24 protein-coding genes are annotated in these 23,892 nt (G+C 53.9%); 16 read left to right on the top strand and 8 right to left on the bottom strand.

Annotated elements, in window-relative coordinates; translation table 11 throughout:
* The first annotated feature begins 117 nt into the window (after positions 1 to 117).
* The 3 genes from ydiJ (at position 118) to ACOTX4_RS10180 (ending at position 3,861) form a co-directional block, all read left to right on the top strand.
* Positions 118 to 3,174 (top strand): D-2-hydroxyglutarate dehydrogenase YdiJ, encoded by a 3,057-nt coding sequence (gene ydiJ, locus ACOTX4_RS10190; RefSeq protein WP_045332094.1) that lies wholly within the window; start codon positions 118 to 120, stop codon positions 3,172 to 3,174.
* Complete coding sequence (gene menI / locus ACOTX4_RS10185; RefSeq protein WP_003857767.1) at positions 3,171 to 3,581, top strand: 1,4-dihydroxy-2-naphthoyl-CoA hydrolase; 411 nt, start codon at positions 3,171 to 3,173, stop codon at positions 3,579 to 3,581. The genes ydiJ and menI overlap by 4 nt, the downstream gene beginning before the upstream one ends.
* Positions 3,582 to 3,666: 85 nt before the next feature.
* On the top strand, positions 3,667 to 3,861 hold the full coding sequence (locus tag ACOTX4_RS10180; RefSeq protein WP_045332092.1) for a YdiH family protein: 195 nt from the start codon (positions 3,667 to 3,669) through the stop codon (positions 3,859 to 3,861).
* A gap of 46 nt (positions 3,862 to 3,907) precedes the next feature.
* On the opposite strand, the gene ACOTX4_RS10175 is transcribed toward ACOTX4_RS10180, so the two are convergent.
* Both ACOTX4_RS10175 and ACOTX4_RS10170 read right to left on the bottom strand, forming a co-directional pair.
* Positions 3,908 to 4,537, bottom strand: a complete 630-nt coding sequence (locus ACOTX4_RS10175; protein ID WP_023324519.1) for a helix-turn-helix domain-containing protein — start codon at positions 4,535 to 4,537, stop codon at positions 3,908 to 3,910.
* Between the two features lie 77 nt (positions 4,538 to 4,614).
* A complete protein-coding gene (locus ACOTX4_RS10170) occupies positions 4,615 to 5,274 on the bottom strand; it encodes a winged helix-turn-helix transcriptional regulator (protein ID WP_003857763.1) in 660 nt (219 codons plus the stop codon).
* A 354-nt stretch (positions 5,275 to 5,628) separates the two neighbouring features.
* On the opposite strand from ACOTX4_RS10170, the gene ACOTX4_RS10165 reads away from it, so the two are divergent.
* From ACOTX4_RS10165 to ACOTX4_RS10140, 6 genes are read left to right on the top strand one after another with little or no spacing between them, the layout of a single operon-like run.
* Positions 5,629 to 6,159, top strand: coding sequence for a fimbrial protein (locus ACOTX4_RS10165; RefSeq protein WP_022650915.1), 531 nt, complete (start codon positions 5,629 to 5,631; stop codon positions 6,157 to 6,159).
* Between the two features lie 57 nt (positions 6,160 to 6,216).
* Positions 6,217 to 6,894 carry a fimbrial biogenesis chaperone gene (locus ACOTX4_RS10160; protein WP_045332088.1) on the top strand — a complete coding sequence of 226 codons (678 nt, stop codon included), beginning with the start codon at positions 6,217 to 6,219 and terminating at the stop codon, positions 6,892 to 6,894.
* A gap of 27 nt (positions 6,895 to 6,921) precedes the next feature.
* Positions 6,922 to 9,465 carry a fimbria/pilus outer membrane usher protein gene (locus ACOTX4_RS10155; protein WP_063937793.1) on the top strand — a complete coding sequence of 848 codons (2,544 nt, stop codon included), beginning with the start codon at positions 6,922 to 6,924 and terminating at the stop codon, positions 9,463 to 9,465.
* Between the two features lies 1 nt (position 9,466).
* On the top strand, positions 9,467 to 10,414 hold the full coding sequence (locus ACOTX4_RS10150; protein ID WP_045332084.1) for a fimbrial protein: 948 nt from the start codon (positions 9,467 to 9,469) through the stop codon (positions 10,412 to 10,414).
* A gap of 11 nt (positions 10,415 to 10,425) precedes the next feature.
* A complete protein-coding gene (locus ACOTX4_RS10145; protein ID WP_023315942.1) occupies positions 10,426 to 10,938 on the top strand; it encodes a fimbrial protein in 513 nt (170 codons plus the stop codon).
* Positions 10,939 to 10,977: 39 nt separating this feature from the next.
* Positions 10,978 to 11,631 carry a helix-turn-helix transcriptional regulator gene (locus ACOTX4_RS10140; protein ID WP_023324523.1) on the top strand — a complete coding sequence of 218 codons (654 nt, stop codon included), beginning with the start codon at positions 10,978 to 10,980 and terminating at the stop codon, positions 11,629 to 11,631.
* 51 nt (positions 11,632 to 11,682) lie between these two features.
* Here the strand turns inward: ACOTX4_RS10140 and fdhF are convergent, their stop codons facing one another.
* The 4 genes from fdhF to ycgZ form a co-directional block, all read right to left on the bottom strand.
* Entirely contained in the window at positions 11,683 to 13,833 is a 2,151-nt protein-coding gene (gene fdhF, locus ACOTX4_RS10135; RefSeq protein ID WP_023315944.1) for a formate dehydrogenase subunit alpha, read from the bottom strand.
* A gap of 193 nt (positions 13,834 to 14,026) precedes the next feature.
* Positions 14,027 to 14,305, bottom strand: a complete 279-nt coding sequence (locus ACOTX4_RS10130; RefSeq protein WP_003857748.1) for a biofilm/acid-resistance regulator YmgB/AriR — start codon at positions 14,303 to 14,305, stop codon at positions 14,027 to 14,029.
* 29 nt (positions 14,306 to 14,334) lie between these two features.
* Positions 14,335 to 14,655 carry a hypothetical protein gene (locus ACOTX4_RS10125; protein WP_032658210.1) on the bottom strand — a complete coding sequence of 107 codons (321 nt, stop codon included), beginning with the start codon at positions 14,653 to 14,655 and terminating at the stop codon, positions 14,335 to 14,337.
* A gap of 4 nt (positions 14,656 to 14,659) precedes the next feature.
* Entirely contained in the window at positions 14,660 to 14,899 is a 240-nt protein-coding gene (gene ycgZ, locus ACOTX4_RS10120) for a regulatory protein YcgZ (RefSeq protein WP_003857747.1), read from the bottom strand.
* Between the two features lie 339 nt (positions 14,900 to 15,238).
* On the opposite strand from ycgZ, the gene ACOTX4_RS10115 reads away from it, so the two are divergent.
* Both ACOTX4_RS10115 and ACOTX4_RS10110 read left to right on the top strand, forming a co-directional pair.
* The gene (locus ACOTX4_RS10115) at positions 15,239 to 16,459 is read left to right on the top strand and encodes a diguanylate phosphodiesterase (RefSeq protein ID WP_003857746.1); all 1,221 of its coding nucleotides are present in this window, start codon (positions 15,239 to 15,241) and stop codon (positions 16,457 to 16,459) included.
* A gap of 189 nt (positions 16,460 to 16,648) precedes the next feature.
* Positions 16,649 to 17,377, top strand: a complete 729-nt coding sequence (locus ACOTX4_RS10110) for a MerR family transcriptional regulator (protein ID WP_003857744.1) — start codon at positions 16,649 to 16,651, stop codon at positions 17,375 to 17,377.
* A 109-nt stretch (positions 17,378 to 17,486) separates the two neighbouring features.
* Here ACOTX4_RS10110 and ACOTX4_RS10105 read toward each other — a convergent pair whose 3' ends face one another.
* Positions 17,487 to 17,939 carry a DUF3828 domain-containing protein gene (locus tag ACOTX4_RS10105; protein ID WP_017384630.1) on the bottom strand — a complete coding sequence of 151 codons (453 nt, stop codon included), beginning with the start codon at positions 17,937 to 17,939 and terminating at the stop codon, positions 17,487 to 17,489.
* A gap of 1 nt (position 17,940) precedes the next feature.
* Entirely contained in the window at positions 17,941 to 18,300 is a 360-nt protein-coding gene (locus ACOTX4_RS10100; RefSeq protein ID WP_032653321.1) for a hypothetical protein, read from the bottom strand.
* Between the two features lie 496 nt (positions 18,301 to 18,796).
* Between ACOTX4_RS10100 and sufA the strand changes: the two genes are divergently transcribed.
* The 5 genes from sufA to sufS are packed head-to-tail and all read left to right on the top strand — an operon-like array spanning position 18,797 to position 23,883.
* Positions 18,797 to 19,165: a Fe-S cluster assembly scaffold SufA gene (sufA, locus tag ACOTX4_RS10095; protein WP_003857741.1), complete on the top strand. Its 369-nt coding sequence runs from the start codon at positions 18,797 to 18,799 to the stop codon at positions 19,163 to 19,165.
* Positions 19,166 to 19,173: 8 nt separating this feature from the next.
* A complete protein-coding gene (gene sufB, locus ACOTX4_RS10090) occupies positions 19,174 to 20,664 on the top strand; it encodes a Fe-S cluster assembly protein SufB (RefSeq protein WP_003857739.1) in 1,491 nt (496 codons plus the stop codon).
* Positions 20,665 to 20,673: 9 nt separating this feature from the next.
* Positions 20,674 to 21,420, top strand: a complete 747-nt coding sequence (sufC, locus tag ACOTX4_RS10085) for a Fe-S cluster assembly ATPase SufC (RefSeq protein WP_003857736.1) — start codon at positions 20,674 to 20,676, stop codon at positions 21,418 to 21,420.
* Positions 21,395 to 22,666: a Fe-S cluster assembly protein SufD gene (gene sufD, locus ACOTX4_RS10080; RefSeq protein ID WP_022650922.1), complete on the top strand. Its 1,272-nt coding sequence runs from the start codon at positions 21,395 to 21,397 to the stop codon at positions 22,664 to 22,666. Before sufC ends, sufD begins: the two co-directional genes overlap by 26 nt.
* The gene (sufS, locus tag ACOTX4_RS10075) at positions 22,663 to 23,883 is read left to right on the top strand and encodes a cysteine desulfurase SufS (RefSeq protein ID WP_003857731.1); all 1,221 of its coding nucleotides are present in this window, start codon (positions 22,663 to 22,665) and stop codon (positions 23,881 to 23,883) included. Before sufD ends, sufS begins: the two co-directional genes overlap by 4 nt.
* Positions 23,884 to 23,892 lie beyond the last annotated feature (9 nt).

Below are 23,892 nucleotides of genomic sequence, written 5' to 3'. Positions count from 1 at the left end.
ATTTTTGACAGGCGGATTTTGCCCGTAATTCTACGAAGCACATAAGAAAAAAATGTGATAAAACTTTCCAGACACAACGCAAACGATTTCACACTATTCTCATTAGGGTCGACAGCAATGATCCCACAGATTTCTCAGGCACCGGGCGTCGTTCAGCTGGTGCTTAATTTTTTGCAGGCACTGGAGCAACAGGGTTTTACAGGTGACACCGCTACCGATTATGCCGACAGGCTGACGATGGCGACCGATAACAGTATTTACCAGCTTCTTCCCGATGCCGTCGTTTTCCCGCGCTCTACCGCCGATGTGGCGCTCATCGCCCGTCTGGCGTCGCAGGAGCGTTTCAGCTCCCTGGTCTTTACCCCGCGTGGCGGCGGGACGGGTACTAATGGGCAGGCGCTGAACCAGGGCATCATCATTGATATGTCCCGCTATATGAACCGCATCATTGAGATCAACCCGGAAGAGGGGTGGGTGCGTGTGGAAGCGGGGGTGATCAAAGATCAGCTGAATCAGTTTTTGAAACCTTACGGCTATTTTTTTGCGCCGGAGCTTTCCACCAGTAACCGCGCGACCATTGGCGGGATGATCAACACCGATGCCTCGGGGCAGGGCTCACTGGTCTACGGCAAAACCTCCGACCACGTTATGGGTGTGCGGGCGGTGCTGCTGGGGGGCGATATCCTCGATACCCAACCGATGCCGATCGAGCTGGCCGAAACGCTGGCAAAAGAGAGCACCACCAGCGGACGGATTTATCGCACCGTGCTGGAGCGCTGCCGCGAAAATCGCGAGCTGATCCTTGACAAATTCCCGAAGCTAAACCGCTTCCTGACGGGCTACGATCTGCGACATGTCTTCAATGACGATATGAGCCAGTTTGATCTTACCCGCGTACTGACCGGGTCAGAAGGGACGCTGGCCTTCATCACCGAAGCGCGTCTGGATATCACCCGGTTGCCAAAGGTGCGCCGTCTGGTGAACGTCAAATACAACTCCTTTGACTCCGCGCTGCGTAATGCACCGTTTATGGTGGAGGCGCGGGCGCTGTCGGTGGAAACCGTCGATTCAAAAGTCCTGAACCTGGCCCGGGAGGATATCGTCTGGCATTCGGTGAGCGAACTGATTACCGACGTGCCGGATAAAGAGATGCTCGGCCTGAACATCGTCGAGTTCGCCGGGGATGACGCAGAGCTGATTGAGAGCCAGGTAAACACGCTCTGCCAGCGTCTGGACGAGCTGATTGCGCAGGGGGAAGGCGGCGTCATTGGCTGGCAGCTGTGTAACGATCTCTCCGGCATCGAGCGAATCTACGCGATGCGTAAAAAGGCGGTGGGGCTGCTCGGCAACGCGAAAGGGGCGGCGAAGCCGATTCCGTTTGCGGAAGATACCTGCGTGCCACCGGAACATCTGGCGGATTATATCGTGGAGTTTCGCGCGCTGCTCGACAGCCATGGTCTGAGCTATGGCATGTTCGGGCACGTTGACGCGGGCGTGCTGCACGTGCGCCCGGCGCTGGATATGTGCGATCCGCAGCAGGAGATCCTGATGAAGGCGATCTCCGACGAGGTTGTGGCCCTGACGGCCAAATACGGCGGTTTACTGTGGGGCGAGCACGGTAAGGGGTTCCGCGCCGAGTACAGCCCGGCCTTTTTTGGCGAACAGCTCTACGCCGAGCTGCGTAAGGTGAAGGCCGCGTTCGATCCTGATAACCGCCTCAATCCGGGAAAAATCTGCCCGCCAGAGGGCGTTGATGCGCCGATGTTGCAGGTGGATGCCGTTAAGCGCGGCACCTATGACCGCCAAATTCCGATTGCGGTACGCGCTTCCTGGCGCGGCGCGATGGAGTGTAACGGCAACGGGCTGTGCTTTAACTTCGATGTGAAAAGCCCGATGTGTCCGTCGATGAAAATCACCAGCAACCGCATCCACTCCCCAAAAGGGCGTGCCACGCTGGTGCGCGAATGGCTGCGCCTGCTGGCCGACCGCGGCGTTGACCCGCTCAAGCTGGAACAGGAGCTGCCGGAAAAACGCGCCAGCCTGCGCGGGCTTATCGAACGCACCCGCAACAGCTGGCATGCGAACAAAGGCGAATACGATTTCTCGCATGAGGTGAAAGAGGCGATGTCCGGCTGCCTGGCGTGTAAGGCGTGTTCAACCCAGTGCCCAATTAAAATTGACGTACCGGAATTCCGTTCCCGCTTCCTCCAGCTGTACCACACGCGTTATCTGCGCCCGATGCGCGATCATCTGGTAGCGACGGTGGAGAGTTACGCGCCGCTGATGGCCCGTGCGCCAAAAACCTTTAACTTCTTTATCAACCAGCCACTGGTGCGAAAACTGTCTGAAAAACATATCGGCATGGTGGATCTGCCGCTGCTGTCGGTGCCATCGCTCCAGCGTCGGCTGGTGGGGCACCGCTCGGCGAATATGACCCTGGAACAACTGGAAGCATTAAGCCCTGAGCAGAAAGCGAAGGTGGTGCTGGTGGTGCAGGATCCGTTTACCAGCTATTACGATGCGCAGGTGGTGGCCGATTTTGTCCGACTGGCCGAGAAAATCGGTTACCAGCCGGTGGTGCTGCCGTTCTCGCCGAACGGTAAGGCGCAGCACATTAAAGGCTTCCTCACCCGCTTTGCGAAAACCGCGCAGAAAACTTCAGATTTTCTGAATCGCGTGGCGCAGCTCGGCATGCCGATGGTGGGCGTCGATCCGGCGCTGGTGCTCTGTTACCGGGACGAATATAAGCAGACGCTCGGCGATAAGCGCGGTGATTTTCAGGTCTTACTGGTACACGAATGGCTGCCTGCGGTGCTGACGCAAACGCCCCCTCAGGAGGTGAGTGGAGAATCCTGGTACCTGTTTGGACACTGCACCGAAGTGACGGCGCTGCCGACGGCGCCTGCCCAGTGGGCTTCTATCTTCTCCCGGTTTGGCGCGAAGCTGGAAAGCGTCAACGTGGGCTGCTGCGGTATGGCCGGAACCTACGGCCATGAAGTCAAAAACCACGCTAATTCGCTCGGCATTTACGAGCTGTCATGGCATCAGGCGATGCAGCGCCTGCCACGCAACCGCTGTCTGGCGACGGGCTACTCCTGCCGCAGCCAGGTGAAACGGGTAGAAGGTAACGGCGTCCGCCATCCATTGCAGGCTTTACTGGAGATTATCGGATGATCTGGAAACGTGCGGTCACGCTGGAGGCCTTAAATGCCATGGGCGCGGAGAACATGGTCGGTTTGCTGGACATCCAGTTCACGCGCATTGGCGACAACGAACTGGAAGCGACGATGCCGGTAGACTGCCGTACTCATCAACCGTTTGGCCTGTTACACGGCGGCGCGTCCGTCGTGCTGGCCGAAACGCTGGGATCGGTGGCGGGCTACCTGTGTACGGAAGGAGAGCAGAAGGTGGTGGGTCTGGAGGTCAATGCCAACCACATCCGCTCCGTTCGCAGCGGGCGCGTGCGCGGCGTCTGCCGGGCGCTGCATGCCGGAAGCCGCCATCAGGTGTGGCAGATTGATATCCTGGACGAGCAGGATCGCCTGTGTTGTTCATCAAGGCTGACGACGGCCGTTGTGTAAAGTTTCCGGATGTCTTGCTTTTGGTCAAAAATTAGCCGCCTGATTGTGATATACTGGTCACGTTTTGAACATAAGCGAGGACATCATGGATACTGAAATAACCCCAACACAGTTGGCAATTGAATATTTAAGTCGCGATAAAAGCAATCTGTCTCCCGCGCAGTACCTGAAAAAGCTGAAACAGCTTGAGCTGGAATTTACGGATTTGCTGGCGCTCTCTTCAAACGAACTGAAAGAAGAGATCTACTTTGCCTGGCGGTTGGGCGTTCACGTCCATTAAGCAGTGAAGAAAAGGCCGCAAGCGCGGCCTTTTTTGTGTCTGACAGTCAGTATCTGGCAGGCAGTTTATTAATTTTAATCAGCCGGCCTTCTTCCATTTCGATGAACCCGCCCGTTTTCAGGTCAGCCAGGATCCGCATTACGCCGCTGCGGGAAAGCTGGGTTTTATCCCTGATATACCTTTCCGCCGTCACGCTACGTCGGTAGCTGTCATCTTCCTGCATCAGCAGCACGAGCTGCTGGCGAATCATCTCGTACGCGGTTGGCGCGCCTTTCGGCATGACGTTGTGATAAAGCCGGTTATAGACAAACATCAGATGATTAGAAAGCAGCCCCCACAGCGCCTTCTCTTTGATAATTTCAGCCACCCGCTCGGTCGTGAGCACACCAATCAGGCAAGGCGTTACCGTTCGAAGGTAGTCGGTAAAATAGATGTCCGTCAGGTTAGCGAGGCCAAACAGGGCGGGACTGCGCGCCGTCGAAAGCATCATGTCGTCGCTTCTTCTGTATATGGCGACCGTGCCGTCAAGAATTAAATAACACATGCTCTGCCCGTTTACCTGGAGATCAAGTTGCTCGCAGGGATCGGTTTTATGCGTGGTGCAGTGCGGCTGTAAATGAGAAATCAGTTCCTGAGCATAGGGAGATCCGCGATGCGATGGTTTGTCAGAAGACATAGCGTTAACCTGGAAAGAGACTGTACTCTCTATAGTGTCGCTCTTCTTTTCCACCTTCTCCAGAGATAAATACAGCCTCAGTATTTACGGGGTAAGTGATGGATCTCTACTAGAACGCCACGCTCCATGGTGATGTATTTCCCCGTCCGCAACTCCGCGAGGATCCGCATAATGCCACTGCGTGAAAGATAGGTGCGGCTTTTGATATAGGCTGCGGCGGTAATGTTTTGTCTAATGGCTTCCGGCTCCTGCATCAACTCAACCAGCTGAAAGCGGATAATGTCATAAGCCGACATTTGCGATATCTGGGCGCAATGTTCGTAAACGCGCGATGCGGTATAGATCAGCAGGTTTGAGAAGTGCTCCCATAAATTCTGTTGTGCGACAACATGATTGAAACGCGCCAGCGAAACGCTGGCCACCTCTGAGGTTTCCAGCGCTCTGACGTACAGGTGCTCAGAAGATAATTGGCTGCTCACGCCGAGTATAAATGGCGCAGATTCAGAATTTAAGACGATACCGTCCCCGCGACGGTGCAACGCCACGCTGCCATGCAACAGTAAAAAGCATTGACGGGTATCGCCGGAGCAATAATGGATAATTTCTCCTCTGGCAATAATGCCTCTCTCCGCATGCGGCAAAACATTATCGATTATTTTTTCAATGTGCTTAAAAGGCTTAGCGCCGAGCACTGTTGATTTATCAATTTCTGACTCAGGCGCGAATCGGGTATTCATTTGAGACCTCACTGACTGATGCGATCATTTTTTGATCGGCATAAAGAATTATCTTAAAAAACAGCAGGTCAGGGAATGTTAGCAGCGAGTCTAATTATAGACTTATCTTTTTTTAAGTGTTAATTAATTGAAATTGCAACTTTTTTTGTTCAGGTCTAAAAGTAGACTGTGGACATTATTCTTAAGCTATTCCCGAGTGAATATGTTTTTTATTTGTTAAAAGAGGGTCTACAGCTAGACCTCAAAATTGATTGTATGCGGAAAAGGAGTTGTATAAATTTTGACTCGTCGGAAGGGGTTTAATTTCTGCAACTGAATGTCGGTAATAAATAGAGTAATACGGGATATAAAATTATGAATAAAAAATTGATGATGGCAATGTTAGCGGCAGGTTCTGTACTCACTATGACCAATGCATTGGCAGCGGCCGGTACCGTTAATTTTAACGGAAATATTCTGGATTCTGCCTGCGACGTTGATGTGGCATCCCAGAATCAGGTGGTGGTATTGGGCGATTATTATAAAACGGAATTCCCGACAACCGGGGCGAGAACGGCTGCGACGCAGTTTAATATTATTTTGAAAAACTGTCCGGTAACGGTCACCAATGCAAAAGTCCGTTTTGATGGCACGCCGGATTTAACCAACGCCAGCCTGCTGGCGATTGATACGTCCGTGGCGGGAGCGGCTACCGGGGTGGCGATTAACCTGATGACGGCAGATAAAGCCGATCTGCCGCTGCACGGCAGCAACAGCTATACCTACGCACTCAGCAGTACGGCTGATAATACGTTGAGCTTCTACGCGCAGTATATTTCCACCGCGGCATCCGTTACCGCGGGCCCGGCTAACTCGGTCGCGAACTTCTCTGTGGTGTACAACTAAGTTAATGGCAGTAATTAGCAGGGGGCCGCCTGGCCCCTTGTTTTATGAGGTAAAAAAATGCGTTTTATCACCACAACGGGCCTGGTTATGGCGCTGTTACCGCTGACGTTAACATCCGCCAGTGCAGGAGTAATTATTGGCGGCACCCGTGTTATTTTTGATGGAGCTAAAAAAGAAGCGTCAATAAATATTACGAATCCTGATAACGGTCCTTATTTAATTCAGTCGTGGATAGATGTTCAGGATGAACAATCGGGTAAAGCGCCTTTTATTATTACTCCTCCGCTGTATCGGCTGAACGGCGGACAAAAAAACCTCGAGCGTATTGTCATGACAGGCTCTCTGCCTCAAGAGCAGGAGAGTTTATTCTGGCTGAACATCAAAGCTATTCCGTCAGCCTCTAAGCAGATGAACTCGCTGCAAATTGCCGTCAAAACGCGCATCAAATTAATTTATCGACCAGAGGCTCTTCGTGCGTCTACCCCCGAGGAGCAGGCCAATAAATTAACCTGGCGTCGTGCGGGAAATACCCTTCTGGTTAATAACCCAACGCCGTACGTTATCAATTTCAATGAAATTACGTTGGGTAATAAGAAACTTGACGATGTCACGTATGTGATGCCTTCGGGCACAGCCCGTTTCCCGTTACCGAATGGAACCAGTGGCAATACGCTGACGTTTAAAGTCATTAACGATTATGGCAGCCCTGGTGAATTACACCGGGCCAGTTTGTGATCCTTACGCGTTAATCAGGTGCTCGTCATGACAACGGCATTGAATACAATGCAGCCTGCGCGCCTGGCAATATTTATTGCCCTCGCGCTTGCTGGTGTCTCTCCCACACTGTATGCCAGTGAGACGTTTAATACGGAACTGGTTGAGCTGGATAATCCCGGAATGGGGAAAGCGGATTTATCTGCCTTTGAATCCGGCTCGCAGGCGCCCGGGACATACCATGTTGATATTATTCTTGACGATCGGCTGCTGGAAACGCGGGATATTCGTTTCATGGCAGTGAAGGATGCTAACGGCAGTGAAACGTTGCAGCCGTGCCTGAGTATCGGGCAGTTAAAAGCGTGGGGCGTGAAAACGGCGCTTTTCCCGCAGCTCGACGCCGCGGAAGGAGAATGCGCCGATCTCAGGGCGATTCCACAGGCCAGCGCGGATTTCCAGTTTGGCGCCCAGCGCCTGGCGATCAGCATCCCACAGGCGGCCATAGACCTGCCAGCGAGAGGTTACGTTCCGCCGGATATGTGGGATGAAGGCATTACCGCGGCCATGCTCAACTACAGCCTGAGCGGGGCAAACAGCCGGGCAAGAAGCGGGGCAGGCACCCGCAGCGACAGCCAGTATGCAAACCTGCGGCCGGGGATCAACGTCGGTCCCTGGCGGTTACGCAACTACACCACCTGGTCCCGCGATGCGTCCGGCCAGGATAAGTGGGACAACGTCTACACCTTGATGCAGCGCGCGATTATTCCCCTGCAAGCCCAGCTTACGCTCGGAGACAGTTCCGCGCCTGCCGATGTCTTTGACAGCATGCCGTTTCGCGGCGTCCAGCTGGCGTCCGACGACGATATGCTGCCGGATTCCCTGAAAGGCTATGCGCCGGTGGTGCGCGGTATTGCGCGAACTAACGCGCAGGTCGTGGTGCGTCAGAATGGCTATCAAATCTACCAAAGCTACGTGGCGCCGGGCGCGTTTGAGATCGCGGATATGTATCCCACCGGCGGCGCGGGCGATCTTGATGTCACGATCGTCGAAGCCGATGGCAGTGAGCAACATTTCACCCTGCCGTACGCTTCGCTGCCGGTCCTGCAACGGGAGGGGCGCCTGAAATATGCCCTTACCGCCGGGCAGTATCGCTCGTATAACCGTAGCGTGGAGAAAACCCCCTTCGGGCAACTGACCGGAATTTACGGCCTCCCTCACGGCATCACGCTCTATGGCGGCGTCCAGGGGGCAGATAAGTACCAGTCGGCGGCTCTGGGGATGGGCAAGAACATGGGCGATCTCGGGGCAGTATCCGCAGACGTCACCCTGGGCTGGTCAACGCCGGAGCATACCGCGAAAACAAACGGTCAGTCGTGGCGGGCCAGATACAGCAAGAATTTTATCACTACCGGAACCAACTTTTCGATTGCCGGGTATCGCTACTCGACCCGCGGCTATTACGGGATGCAGGACGTCCTCGGTTCGTACGGAGACAGCAGCGCGCTTCAGGACAGGCGACGTAACCGTGCCGAGCTGACGATGAGCCAGACGCTGGGGGACAACCTGGGCGCGCTTACCCTCAGTGCGGCGCGGGAAGATTACTGGAATGACGGTAAGTCGATGGCTTCGTGGAGCGTCGGCTATAGCAACTACTGGCACAACATCAGCTATGGCCTGACATGGACCTACAGCAAAAATGTCCGCTCAGCGTCAGAAAACCGCAAAAGCCAAAAAAACGCTGACCACGACCAGCTTCTGTCGTTCAACGTCAGCATTCCGCTGGATAAATTTTTGCCGCAGACATGGGCTAACTATGGCATGAACGCCAGCAGCAATAACGGGACGACGCATAACGTCGGCCTGAACGGGGTGGCACTCGAGAACCGTGCCCTGAGCTGGAACGTTCAGCAGGGATATGGCACAGAGGGCGTGGGGAATATCGGCAACGTGAACGCGGACTATAAAGGCACCTATGGCGAAGTCACGGCAGGTTATGGTTATGATAAAAACAGTGAACGCCTGAATTACGGGCTGCAAGGCGGCATTCTCGCCCATGCTGACGGCATCACGCTTTCCCAGCCGCTGGGGGAGACCAGCGTCTTAATCAAAGCCCCAGGCGCCCACGACGTGGATATCCGCAATCAGCCCGGTGTACGGACAGATTTTCGCGGATATACGGTCGTGAGCAACCTTTCTGTCTACCGGAAAAACGATCTCACCCTCGACCCGGAAACGATGCCGGACGATGTCGAGCTGGAGATCAACACCCGCACGGTGACGCCGACGCGGGGAGCGGTGGTGAGAGCCGATTATCTGCCGAAGTCAGGTCGCCGGGTGCTGATGACCTTGACCGACAACGACCGCGCCGTTCCGTTTGGGGCGGTGGTCACCCTTGTGGGAGATGAAAGCGGCAGTTTTATTGTCGGCGATCGCGGTCAGGTCTATTTAACCGGGATGCGCGAGCAGGGAACGTTAGTCGCCACATGGGGAAGTCAATCCAGCCAGCAATGCCGCGCTGATTTCACGCTGCCGAATCACTCAATGTACGGTGGGATCGCTGATATGCGCGCCACCTGCCGTCAGGAACGCTAACATGAAATGTCTTAACACGATGCTGCTGCTCTGTTTGCTCGCGGCGGGAAGTATCGCTCGTGCCGGTACCTGCACCACCATCACCCCGCAGCTTTCCACCCTGTCCGTGGGGACGATCAACGTGCAGCGCGATGCGCCTGTCGGCACGGTGGTATTTTCCGGCGCGGCGTCAGCCACAGGCTCCTATCTTACCGGGTGTACGAATCCGCTGATGCTGGGATTCAGCATGCGCTACAACAGCGCCACGTTGAGCAGCTACGGCAACCATGTTTACAACACGAACGTCAGCGGGATAGGGATACGCTTTTCCTCCAACGGCTATTTTGAAAACCCGAGCAATACGTTCTCGTACAATGCGCAGACCTCCTATGTGGACTGGTACGGCGGGAGGATTGAGCTGGTGGTGACCGGCCCGGTCTCATCGGGGGCATTAACCCCGGGGGTGATTGGCGTCGTGACGCTTCAGGGAAGCGACAGCCTCTACCGTGACGGTCTGACCACGCAGCTCACCTCCGGCAACATCAATGCCCTGGCGTGCACGGTGAATACGGCCCAGCTTACGTTTCCGATAGGGGATATTCCCGCTTCGGCGTTCGGCACCGTGGTGGGCACCACGCCAGCGGGAGCACAGAACACGCAAAACCTGGGCTTAACCTGCGCCGCCGGAACCAATATTACGGTCTCGCTCAGTGGAATACAGAATCCGGACAGCGCCAATACCAGCGTGATGGCCTTAACCGGGCAGGGAAATGCCGGCACTGCGAAAGGGGTGGGGGTGCAGCTTATCTATAACGGTGCACCGCTGGTGATGAACAGCCGACTGTTTTTGCGACAGTCTGCCGGGGGGCAAGAGACGTTGCCATTAACGGCCCGATATTACCAGACGTTAACCCGCGTGGAGTCAGGTTCAGCGAATGCCTCCGCTACCCTTAATTTGACCTATCAGTAGCAGGTAAGAAGATGAAAATAAGATGCAGGACACTGCTGTTACTTGCCTTACTCAGCGGGAAGGTATGCTCCGCTGATAGCGTCAATATCGGTGTGACGGGAAATATCGTGGCGTCGCCGTGCATATTTAATGGCGGCAATAACAGCCTCGATGTCAATCTGGGCAATATTCAGGCAACCAATATGGCGACGCCGGGCTCAACATCGGATCCGGTGCCTTTCAGTCTGCTGTTTACCCAGTGCCCAACGGGAACGCAGAGTGTGACCGTCGCTTTCACCGGCAGCCCCGATCCCGAGGCGGGCGCGGACTATTTTATGAACAGCGGTTCGGCCACGCATGTGGCGATAGCCATGCGCGATGCCCAAACCGGTGCGCTTAAAGGAACAGGCTCCAGCATGACCCAGACCATTGCCGCGGACAGAACCGCGACATTGGCTATGCTGGCCTCGGTAAAATCCATGGCAGGGGGCGCCACGCCGGGAAGCATCAGTGCGGTTGTGGTGATGACGATGCAGTACAACTGAATGCCGGTAATAAGCCTTTTAAAGACGTTGGTGTGAACTATGTTAAATATTCTGATTCAGGAAACGGATCTGTTTTTTCAGGCTGGGCTACAGAGCTTTTTCGAAGATTTTTTTAAGCATAACTTTCATCGCTCCATCACTTTTCACCTGGCGCTGACCAATGAAAACGTCAGCCAGGCCGATATTATTGTTCTTTCATTATGTCAGGGGGAAACGCTGACCTGTTTTCCGGAGTTACTGGCCCGGCAAAAAGGCATTGTGATAGGTCTCGTCGACGATGAGCTGCGCTTTTCGGCGCTGCCTTCCTGCTTTCAGGACATTATTTTTCTTCCTCGCCGGGCATCGCTTGATCGTATTAGCGGCGTTCTGTTTATTGCGTGGTTCACGACGCAATTACCGGGTTACACCTGGAATAAAAAGACCTGTTTCGACTGCCAGCATAAAGGGTTATCCCGGCAACAAATTCGTATTCTGGTCAATTTTTACCGAGGGCTGTCGGTAGTGCAGACCGCTCAGGCGCTGGAGATGAGCGAAAAAACGGTCTTTACCCATAAATATATGATGATGCAAAAATTTAATCTGCGAAGCGATTACGAGCTGATCGTACTGTTGAGAAGGCTGATGGAGAAAAAGAGCCGGCCGAACCTGCTTCGCGATTACCTGGAAAATAATTATGCACAACAAATAGCCTGAAACGGCAGCGGATAGCTGGCCGGGCAGCGATAGCCGCCACCCGGCAAGCATTTAAACGTTAACCGCAGCGATCAACCGCGTCTTCATGGTCTGGTACGCGGAAGCCGCAAAATCCTCCGCCCAGCGCTGGTCCTCGATTGCCTCAAGCTGCACGGCGCAATACTTCGTTTCCGGCGTTCTGGAGATCGGGTCGAGATTATCCTGCGTCAGCTCATTACAGGCGCCAATCCACCACTGGTAGGTCATATAGATTGCTCCCGCATTGATGCGCTCGCTGATGCTGGCGCGGGTGATCACTTTACCCCGGCGTGAACGTACCCAGACCAGCTGGCCTTCGGCAATCCCCCGTTCATCCGCGTCGGCCGGGTTAATTTGCACCCGGCCCGGCTCGTCGGCCAGGCTTTGCAGCGCCGCGCAGTTCCCGGTCATGGAGCGGCAGGAGTAGTGGCCCACCTCGCGGACCGTACAGAGCACCAGCGGGAAATCCGCATCCGGGATTTCCGCTGGCGCGCGCCACGGTGCGGCAAAGAGCTGCCCTTTACCGCTCGGGGTATCGAACTGATTATCTTTGTACAGGTACGGCGTACCGGGATGATCCAGCGTCGGGCACGGCCATTGAACGTGACCCATCTCGCCCATTTTTTCGTAGGTCACGCCGTAGAAGAGGGGGCACAGCTCGCGCATTTCGTCCCAGATCTGCTGGTTATCCTCGTAATGCATGGGATAGCCCATTTCCGTGGCCAGCAGGCTGATGATCTCCCAGTCGCGCCTGACATTGCCGCTGGACTCAATGGCTTTGCCGAAACGCTGAAAGCCGCGATCGGCACAGGTGAACACACCGGCGTGTTCTCCCCATGAGGTGGCAGGGAGCAGCACGTCAGCCAGCTCTGCCGTTTTGGTCATAAAGATGTCCTGAACCACCACAAAATCGAGCGCCTCAAAGCCGCGGCGGACCAGACCCAGATCGGCTTCTGTCTGAAGCGGATCTTCCCCCATGATGTAATACGCTTTGATCTTACCTTCCAGCGCGAGATGCGGCACTTCGGTGATGCGCGTTCCGACGCGATCGTCCATCCGGTTGACATTGATTTTCCACGCATCAGCAAATTTCAGTCTGACCGCCGGATCAGTGACGTCCTGGTAGCCGGGAAACATATTGGGCAGAACACCCATATCGCAGGCGCCCTGAACGTTATTTTGCCCGCGAACCGGCCCCACGCCGACGGCAGGGCGGCCCAGATTGCCGGTCAGCAGTGCCAGGCTGGAGAGACCTTTCACCACATCGACCGCCTGACCAAACTGCGTGACGCCCATTCCCCACATCACCGTTGCTGAAGGCGCCGCTGCGAACATGCGCATTGCCTGACGAACATCCCGCGCGGGGATCCCCGTCAGATGTTCAACCTGCTCGGGTGCGTAATCTTTTACCGTCAGTCGGTACGCCTCAAGCCCTTCTGTAAAGCGAGCAACGTAGTTTTTGTCGTACAATTCCTCTTCAAGCAGGACATAGCCAAAGGCATTGACCAGCGCCATGTTACTGCCATTTTTTAACTGAAGATGAAGATCGGCAATGCGTGCCGTTTCAATATGACGCGGATCGCAGACAATGATTTTAGCGCCATTTTCACGTGCTTTAAGCACGCGTCGGGCGACGATGGGGTGAGAGTCGGCGCAGTTATAGCCGAATACCAGCAGGCATTTTGAGTTTTCAATATCGTTAATGGAATTGCTCATGGCGCCGTTGCCGAGGGTCTCCTGTAAACCGGCAACGGACGGACCGTGACAGACGCGGGCGCAGCAGTCGACGTTGTTAGTATTCAGCACCGCACGGGCAAATTTTTGCATCACATAGTTGGTCTCATTGCCCGTTCCCCGCGAGGAACCCGTGGTCATAATGGACCGAGGGCCGTACTGTTCTTTAATGCTTTTAAGCCTGTAAGCGGTATAGCGAATGGCCTCTTCCCAGGTAACAGGGGTAAAGGCCTCGCCTTTGCTGTAGCGGATCATGGGCTGCGTCAGGCGGGGGGTAAGCAGCTGAGTATCATTAAGAAAGTCCCAGCCGTAGAACCCTTTCAGGCAAAGCGTGCCCTGATTAGTTACGCCATCAGCGGCTTCGGCACGGATAATCCGATTATTTTTAACGACGAGGTTAAGTTTGCAGCCTGCACCGCAGTACGGGCAGACGCTGGCGATTTTTTTCATCAATAACAGACCTGTTAAGAAATGAAGCAATGTTTACTGGAAAGCCCAGTCCCTTAGCGGACTAAGCAGGATCCATGCCACATTCGGCGTGCTTGATTAACAGGGCGTTAGAGGAGAGAGGGCGTGTCATCGTCAGTCCGTTCGTCAGAATTGACGATGACACGCTATCCGAAGAGATGGGAAGAGAGAGGCGTTAAAGATCGTCCATGGTGTAACCGACGACAATTTCCAGCGTCTTGCGGATCACATCCGCCTTAACGACATCGTCGGTGGATTCCAGCGTCTGGATCAGCCAGAGAATGATCGCTTTGTTGGTCAGATGACCTTCGGAAGCAAGAACACAACGAACCGCAGTCGAAAAAATGGCAGACTCTTCAGCAAAGCGATCGCCTGCGTGACGGAAATACTCCGACAACGCGCTATCTAAAAAGGCGGAGTGGTATTCGGGTTGAAGCTGAATATTTTGTCTCATTTGTTCTCACCGTAGCTGTAAAGTTGTAGTCAATGTATCTTTTTGGGATCGGACGGTTTTCCATTTCCAAATAACGGCACTACATTGTCTCGGTTATTTTTGAGAGATCCCTCTCTCTGAATTCGTCCTTGTGCGGTTCTGCGACCTTTAAAAGCGACCGTGCCAGAGCTGATTTCAGCTATCACCCTCGCTAATGTCTCCCGCCGCTGGGGATCCGTCTCACAGGCTTGCATGTTACGCAGACGCTGAACCAATCCCTCGGTCGTTACAGGACCGCGCTCCTTCAAAAGTGAAAGAGCGGCTTCTCCAATAAGCTGGTCGATCAGTCTGTCCGCATCACTGCTGTTCATAACATTAACGTTCGAAGAGCAGGCCAAGAAGCATGTGATAATGATGCTCCTCTTCCGGGCCATTGGCCTTTTCAAGGCGACTTAACAGTTTTGTGCAGAGCGATTTGCGATTCAGATTCCGCCCGTCGCTAAGGATTTCAACAACAACCTGACCCAATGTTTCCTGTTGGGTTGGAAGCGCGGCTTTTTCGAAGTACTGCGCAATTGCTGTTGCTGTGTCTGCGAGGTGTCCGTTCTGCTGCATGTTTCGCTCCTGTAAATTTTCGTAATCAGTAACGTTACATTTAAGGTATACATAATTTTAAAATCTGTACATTAAAAATGTACAATTTTTTAAATATTTTATAATATATTTGATAAAGTATATATTTATCATATGGTTATATGTATACAGCTTACTGCTAAATTCACAAAATATATTGTACAATTCGAAGTGGCGTTGCAGAGTTGTACAAGCCCGGAAAAGGCGCAAAGAAGACATGTAAATTGTTGAGATGTAAATTATTTATTGGGTAATTAATGTGCTATAACAGAGTTCTCCCCACGTGTTTTCGTGGTCACCCCCTCAATCTTCAGGATTAGCATGCTCACAACCATTATTTACCGCAGTCATATCTGCGAGGACGTTCCAGTGAAAGCGCTGGAAGACATGGTCGCTGCTGCAAATTGTAGAAATCGCCAGTTCGATGTGACGGGGATTTTGCTGTTTAACGGCACACACTTCTTTCAGTTACTTGAAGGGCCCGCTGATAACGTTAAGGAGATCTATCAGCTCATCTGCCGTGACCCACGGCATCACAACGTGGTCGAATTATTAAGCGATCACGGGCCTTCAAGACGTTTTGGCAACGTAGGTATGGAGCTCTTTGACCTTCGTCAGTACGACACCGACGAAGTGCTACAAAAGGTACTCGATAAAGGCACAACCCGCTATCAGCTGACCTATAACGATCGCGCCCTACAATTTTTCCGCACCTTCGTTGAGGCCACTGAAAAAGCCAACTACTTTGAGCTGCCTCCGGCTGACGCCTGGGAGTTTGTCACCGAAAACACGCCATTATCCTCCCAGCCAACGGTAGTGGCAAAGGGCGCGGACTGTAGTTTCGCATTTCAACCTATCGTCGATCCGTTTATGCAGCAGGTGGTTTCCTGGGAAGCCCTGATCCGCACGCCGTCCGGTGAGTCCCCGGAAAGCTACTTTGCCAACCTGTCGCGTGAGGCGCTGTACGAATCGGATCTGAAGAGTAAGCAGGTGGCTTTGTCGATGGCCAGCGCGCTGGGCCTACAGACTCAAACGTTGTCCATTAATCTGTTGCCGATGACGCTGGTCAATGTTCCTGGCGCCGTCGATTTTTTACTGACGGCAATTGAGGCGAACGGTTTTGTGCCGGAGCAAATTGTGGTCGAGTTCACCGAGAGCGAGGCGATCTCGCGCTTCGAAGAGTTCACCAGCGCGGTCAGACAGCTTAAAAGCGCCGGGATCAGCGTGGCCATCGATCACTTTGGCGCGGGATTCGCCGGTCTGCAACTGCTGGCCCAGTTCCAGCCGGACAGAATCAAGATCAACCGTGATTTGATTGCTAACGTGCACAAGAGCGGCCCGCGTCAGGCAATCATTCAGTCAATCATTAAATGCTGCGCCTCCCTGGAAATTCTGTTCTGTGCGGTAGGCGTAGAGCTAGCTGAAGAGTGGATGTGGCTGGAATCTGCCGGGATTTCTCAGTTCCAGGGTCACCTTTTCGCCAGCCCGCGTCTGGGGGGCATTCCGGCGATTGCCTGGCCCGAGAAAAAGTACGATTTATAAAAAACCTGTACGTAACTGTTAAAAGTGACCTGTACGTACGGCTAAATTTATACAACAATATATTAACGAGTGAGTGGTTCTTTGAGCCATTCACTTGTCTCAGAACGAGGAGTTAGTTATACAAATGATTTGTACAATCTGATAAGGTTGGTTTGGTTAGGTATGGAAGTATTGTGCGTGAGGGAGTTAATGGCCTATTACAGTATCGGCGAAGTGGCCGAACGATGCGGTATCAACCCCGTTACGTTGCGTGCCTGGCAGCGCCGTTATGGATTGTTGAAGCCGCAGCGAAGCGAAGGGGGCCATCGTCAGTTTGACGATGAAGATATCCTGCGTATCGAAGAGATCAAACGCCTGATGAAAACGGGTGTTTCGGTCGGTAAAGTAAAAGCGCTTCTTGAAAATACAGAAGTGATGACTCAGGGGAACTGGGCATCGTTTCAGGAAGAGATGTTAACCGTTCTGCGCTATGCCAGCCCGGCAAAACTGCGCGCCAAAATCGGCGAGTTCCGCCGTGACCATGCGATGGATGTTCTGATAGATAACATCATCACCCCTGTGCGGCAGCGAATGAACCAGGACCAGAATACGGTGCGTCACATGGCGAGCCTGCTGGACGGTGTCCTGATTGAGTTTGCCGTTGCAAGCCTGGGTGAGTCGCGAAAAAAAGCAGGTAAGGATGCGCTGCTGATTGGGTGGGAGTGCGACGACCGTACGCATTTGTGGCTGGAAGCGGCCCGTCTTGCCTACAAAGGCTGGCATATCGACGTGCTGGCTGAGCCGATTGATTCTCCACGTCCTGAACTCTTCCCCGGGCAAAAAATCTTCGTCTGGACCGGTAAAGCGCCTACGCCTCGTCAACAGGAGCAGCTCGACCACTGGCGTGAACAGGGTTTCGCCGTTTCGATCCATCACTGATGTTAAGGGGGCCAACGGTAAACCGCCAGTGCGGGATTTTGCCTTCTGGCGATACGACAGGGGTATCCGCGAAGATGCATAGCATCAGTACCCCTGTCATATCGTCGGTTTATTCCATCATCAGGTTGTCTGAAATATTCATACTGGCCACGGATTCAACTTTCCACACGCCATCTTCCTTGACCATGCAGTCAATCACGGTGTGATCCCGCTTTTTGCCGAATGAGATATAAACCTGCATACAGGCGGCATCGTAATCCAGCGCCCGCGCACTGACGATGCCCCAGTCATCTTCATATCCCTGAGCCTTGATGAACATATCGACGTCAGGCACGTCATATTCATCTGGATCCAGCTTATCCATGGCTTTGAGTTTGCTGATAGTTTCGCGGGTTACATATGGCCTCAGCGCTTCATAGTTTTTCAGGGGCTCTTTCCCGATAATAATTTGCGAGATGTACCACTTATTAAACTGAAGGGCAGCGGATACCTCAGGGGGGAACTTCTGTGCAGCGGATGCGAGAGTGGGCAGAAGCAGGATCGCCAGAATTATTTTTTTCATGTCAGTCATGCCTGTAAATTGCATATGCTGGCTTTAATTCCCGGTATTCCTTTCCCGGATACATTGTTCGCTGAACAAAATCAGAGTACCAGACGCCGTTCCCACCATAGATGCAAGCGTGGCCATATGGGTGGTGCGCAGTGGGCTGGATCACCGCCACATCGCCCTCAACAGGCTCACCGTAAACCTGGTGGAAACCCGCCAGAATTAAATTGCTTTTCATATCCTTAGCATAATGCGTGTTCTGTAGATTAGCACCGCCGGCGCGAATGGATTTCGAAACAAATTCTGCACATCTTTTCTGGCTATACTGACCTGCATGCTGGCGAGCATGAACTGCGGCTTTATGGGCATTCCACATAATTTAATCCCTTATTGAATAAATGGTTAACAAGGGAAACATTACGCCGAAAAGGGATGAGTTTATGTAATTAATCATGATCGGAATTTAACCACTATCAGACTGATAAATAATGGTTAACTTATCCATCAAACGTCTTTATGCGCGCCCAGGTAAGGCAAAAAAGGATTAAAAAGAACCTGTCTTAAGGGGGAGGCATACGTAAAAAATGTATATGGCGCCTGGGTGTACTTTAGCTATCTTAAAAATAGGTATTTCCAATACAATTTTTATCATTGCCCGCCACCTTACCGCCTTTCTTATGAAATGCATTATTTATCAATGCATTGAACAAATCTAACCATCCCATCCGCATCCCGTCACAGGGTCTATGCTTAATGAAAGTAGCCAAAAAGGGCGGTTTAGCCCAAAGCCCCTGCTCGCAGGGGGTTGAAGTGATAATCGTTATCACTAACATGGTGTTATGCCCTGGTGGCTTATCAGATGAGGTGGACCTATGGAACTGCATTCAGAAACCTTCAATCCGGCCGATTTTGCCTGGCGTGGCTTAACGCTGACGCCCGCGGCGGCGGCGCATATTCATGAGCTGGTGGCAAAAAATCCCGACATCCTCGGCGTACGCTTAGGCGTTAAGCAGACTGGCTGCGCGGGATTTGGCTACGTGCTGGATACCGTAACCGAACCTGAAAAGGACGATCTGGTCTTTGAAACCGACGGTGCAAAGTTATACGTCGCACTACAGGCGATGCCGTTTATCGATGGAACCGAAGTCGACTACGTTCGGGAAGGTTTAAACCAGTTATTCAAATTTCATAACCCGAAAGCCCAGAACGAATGCGGCTGCGGCGAAAGCTTTGGGGTATAGGCGGTACTATGTCTCGTAATACTGAAGCAACGAGTGATGTAAACACCTGGAGCGGCGGACACCTCAACTATAAAGAGGGTTTCTTCACGCAGCTGCAAACCGATGAACTGGCGAAAGGCATCAACGAAGAGGTCGTGCGCGCCATTTCGGCGAAACGTAACGAGCCAGAGTGGATGCTGGAGTTTCGCCTGAGCGCATTCCGCGCGTGGCTGGAGATGGAAGAACCCCACTGGCTGAAAGCGCATTACGATAAGCTGAACTATCAGGATTATAGCTATTACTCTGCGCCCTCCTGCGGCAGCTGTGATGATACCTGCGCCTCGCAACCCGGTGCGGTACAGCAAACCGGTGCCGAGAACAGCTTCCTGAGTAAAGAGGTGGAAGAGGCGTTCAATCAGCTCGGCGTGCCCGTGCGCGAAGGCAAAGAGGTGGCGGTAGATGCCATTTTTGACTCCGTCTCGGTGGCAACCACCTACCGTGAAAAACTGGCGGAGCAGGGGATTATTTTCTGCTCCTTCGGGGAAGCCATTCACGATCACCCGGAGCTGGTGAAAAAGTACATTGGCACCGTGGTACCCAGTAACGATAACTTCTTCGCGGCACTGAATGCGGCGGTGGCGTCAGACGGTACCTTTATCTACGTGCCGAAAGGCGTGCGCTGCCCGATGGAGCTCTCGACCTATTTCCGCATCAACGCGGAAAAAACCGGCCAGTTTGAACGCACCATCCTGGTGGCCGATGAAGGCAGCTACGTTAGCTACATCGAAGGGTGCTCCGCTCCTGTGCGCGACAGCTACCAGCTGCACGCGGCGGTGGTGGAGGTCATCATCCATAAAGATGCGGAAGTGAAGTACTCTACGGTACAGAACTGGTTCCCGGGCGACGGTAACACCGGCGGTATTCTGAACTTCGTCACCAAGCGTGCGCTGTGCGAAGGCGAAAACAGCAAAATGTCCTGGACGCAGTCAGAAACCGGCTCCGCCATTACCTGGAAATACCCGAGCTGTATTCTGCGCGGCGACAACTCCATCGGTGAGTTTTACTCCGTGGCGCTGACCAGCGGTCATCAGCAGGCCGATACCGGCACCAAGATGATCCACATCGGTAAAAACACCAAATCGACCATCATCTCCAAAGGGATCTCTGCCGGTCACAGCCAGAACAGCTATCGCGGTCTGGTGAAAATCATGCCGACGGCAACCAACGCGCGTAACTTCACCCAATGTGACTCCATGCTGATTGGCGCGGACTGCGGGGCGCATACCTTCCCGTATGTCGAATGCCGCAATAACAGCGCCCAGCTTGAGCATGAGGCAACTACGTCACGTATTGGTGAAGATCAGCTTTTCTACTGCCTGCAACGCGGGATCAGTGAAGAAGATGCGATTTCAATGATCGTTAACGGCTTCTGTAAGGACGTGTTCTCTGAACTGCCGCTGGAATTTGCCGTTGAAGCCCAGAAACTCCTCGCCATTAGTCTTGAACACAGCGTCGGTTAAGGAAAGCACATGTTAAGCATTAAAGATTTACAGGTTAGCGTGGAAGAGAAAGAGATCCTGCGTGGCCTCAATTTTGACGTCAAACCGGGTGAAGTTCACGCCATCATGGGGCCAAACGGCTCCGGGAAAAGTACGCTTTCAGCGACGCTGGCAGGACGCGAAGATTATGAAGTTACCAGCGGCTCCGTTGAGTTTAACGGCAAAGATCTGCTGGAGATGTCGCCGGAAGAGCGTGCCGGCGAGGGCATCTTTATGGCCTTCCAGTATCCGGTGGAAATTCCGGGCGTCAGCAACCAGTTCTTTCTGCAAACCGCGCTGAACGCGGTGCGCAAGTATCGCGGCCTTGAGGCGCTGGATCGCTTTGACTTCCAGGATCTGATGGAAGAGAAGATCAAGCTGCTGAAAATGCCGGAAGATCTGCTGACCCGCTCGGTAAACGTGGGTTTCTCCGGCGGTGAGAAGAAACGTAACGATATTCTGCAAATGGCGGTTCTGGAGCCAGCGCTGTGCATTCTTGATGAGACCGATTCAGGGCTGGATATCGATGCCCTGAAGATCGTTGCCGACGGGGTGAACTCCCTGCGTGATGGCAACCGCTCATTTATCATCGTGACACATTACCAGCGAATTCTGGACTACATCAAGCCGGACTATGTCCACGTGCTTTACCAGGGACGCATTGTGAAATCCGGTGACTTTACGCTGGTTAAACAACTGGAGGAGCAGGGTTATGGCTGGCTTACCGAACAGCAGTAATGCACTTCAGCAGTGGCACCGGCTGTTTGAAGCGCAGGCTGGAGCGCGCTCTGAACAGGCTCAGCACCATCTCCAGCAGATGCTGCGTCTCGGTTTACCGACGCGTAAACATGAGAACTGGAAATATACCCCGCTGGATGGCCTGCTGAACGGCGAGTTTGTCACCCGTCTGGCGCAGGTCAGCCCCGATCAGCGCGACATGCTGGCGCTGAGCGTGGATGCCGTGCGTCTGGTGTTTGTCGACGGTCTGTTCCGTGCGGAGCTGAGCGACAGCGTGCAGGAGAGCGGGTTCGATATCGTCATTAACGATGAACGTCAGTCGCTGAACGCGCCTGTTCAGCCTGAAGTCTTCCTGCACCTGACAGAGAGCCTGTCACAATCTGTCACCCATATTCGCGTTAAGCGTAACCAGCGCCCGGCGAAACCGCTGCTGCTGATGCATATCACCCAGGGCGTTGCGGGTGATGAGATTAACACCGCCCACTATCGCCACCATCTTGAGCTGGCAGAAGGGGCGGAGGCGACGGTGATCGAGCATTACGTCAGCCTTAACGACACCCGTCATTTTACCGGTTCGCGTCTGACGATGAACGTGGCGGCCAATGCCCAACTGCACCACATCAAGCTGGCGTTTGAGAATCCGCTCAGTCACCACTTCGCCCACAACGATATTCTGCTGGGCCAGGATGCCGCGGCGTACAGCCACAGTTTTCTGCTTGGCGGCGCGGTGCTGCGCCACAATACCAGCACCCAGCTGAACGGTGAAAACACTACGTTGCGTATTAACAGCCTGGCGATGCCGGTGAAGTCAGAAGTGTGCGACACGCGCACCTGGCTTGAGCATAACAAAGGCTACTGCAACAGCCGTCAGCTGCACAAAACCATCGTCAGCGACAAAGGACGTGCGGTGTTCAACGGCCTGATCAACGTGGCGCAGCACGCCATCAAAACTGACGGGCAGATGACCAACAACAACCTCTTGCTGGGACGTCTGGCAGAGGTGGACACCAAACCACAGCTGGAAATCTATGCGGACGACGTGAAATGCAGTCACGGCGCGACGGTCGGGCGTATTGACGATGAGCAGATGTTCTACTTGCGCTCGCGCGGGATAGACCAGCAGGCCGCGCAAAAGATGATTATTTACGCCTTTGCGGCTGAGCTGACGGAAGCGCTGCCCGATGGCGGACTTAAACAGCAGGTGCTGGCCCGTATCGGTCAGCGACTGCCTGGAGGCGAAGCATGACATTTCCCGTAGAGAAAGTCCGGGCAGATTTTCCGGTACTGACCCGTGAAGTGAACGGTCTGCCGCTGGCCTATCTCGACAGTGCGGCCAGCGCGCAAAAACCAAATCAGGTGGTGGATGCGGAAGCCGAGTTTTACCGCCACGGTTATGCGGCGGTACATCGCGGGATCCACACCCTGAGCGCCGAGGCGACCCAGCGCATGGAAAACGTGCGCACGCAGGTTGCGGCCTTCCTCAACGCGCGTTCGCCGGAAGAGCTGGTGTTTGTGCGTGGCACCACCGAAGGGATCAACCTGGTGGCTAACAGCTGGGGTAATGCGCAGGTGCACGCGGGGGATAACATCATCATCACCCAGATGGAGCACCACGCCAACATCGTGCCCTGGCAGATGCTCTGTGAGCGTGTGGGGGCGCAACTGCGGGTGATCCCCCTGAATGAAGACGGCACGCTCCAGCTGGAAAAGCTGGACGCTCTGCTGGACGACAGAACGCGGCTGGTGGCGGTGACCCACGTTTCAAACGTGCTGGGCACGGAAAATCCGGTGGCGCTGATCGTCGACAAAGCCCATCAGGCCGGTGCGAAAGTGTTGATTGATGGTGCCCAGGCGGTGATGCACCATGCGGTTGACGTTCAGGCCCTGGACTGCGATTTCTACGTCTTCTCCGGGCACAAGCTGTATGGCCCGACGGGCATCGGCGTGTTGTATGTGAAAGAGGACATTCTCCAGGCCATGCCGCCGTGGGAAGGGGGCGGGTCAATGATCGCCACCGTCAGCCTGACGGACGGCACAACATACGCCCGTGCGCCCTGGCGCTTCGAGGCGGGTACGCCCAACACGGGCGGGATCATCGGGCTGGGCGCGGCCATTAGCTATGTCTCTGAAACGGGGCTGGCGGCGATTCAGGAGTACGAACAGCTGCTGATGCATTACGCCTTGCAGGAGCTGGTCAGCGTCCCGGACCTGACCTTATATGGTCCTGCTGACCGTCTGGGTGTGATAGCCTTCAACCTCGGCAAGCATCACGCCTATGATGTGGGCAGTTTCCTTGATAATTACGGCGTCGCTGTGCGTACCGGGCATCACTGCGCGATGCCGCTGATGGCGTATTATGAGGTACCGGCCATGTGCCGCGCATCGCTGGTGATGTACAACACAACGGAAGAGGTCGACAGACTGGTGGCGGGATTAAAACGTATTCATCAGCTGCTTGGCTAACGGAGAGGC

This window comes from Enterobacter cloacae complex sp. IR5459 (genome assembly GCF_049238005.1).
GTDB classification, from domain to species: Bacteria; Pseudomonadota; Gammaproteobacteria; order Enterobacterales; family Enterobacteriaceae; genus Enterobacter; species Enterobacter hormaechei_C.
Note: the sequence above shows the minus strand (reverse complement) of the source record. Positions and strands in the feature narration are given on the sequence as shown.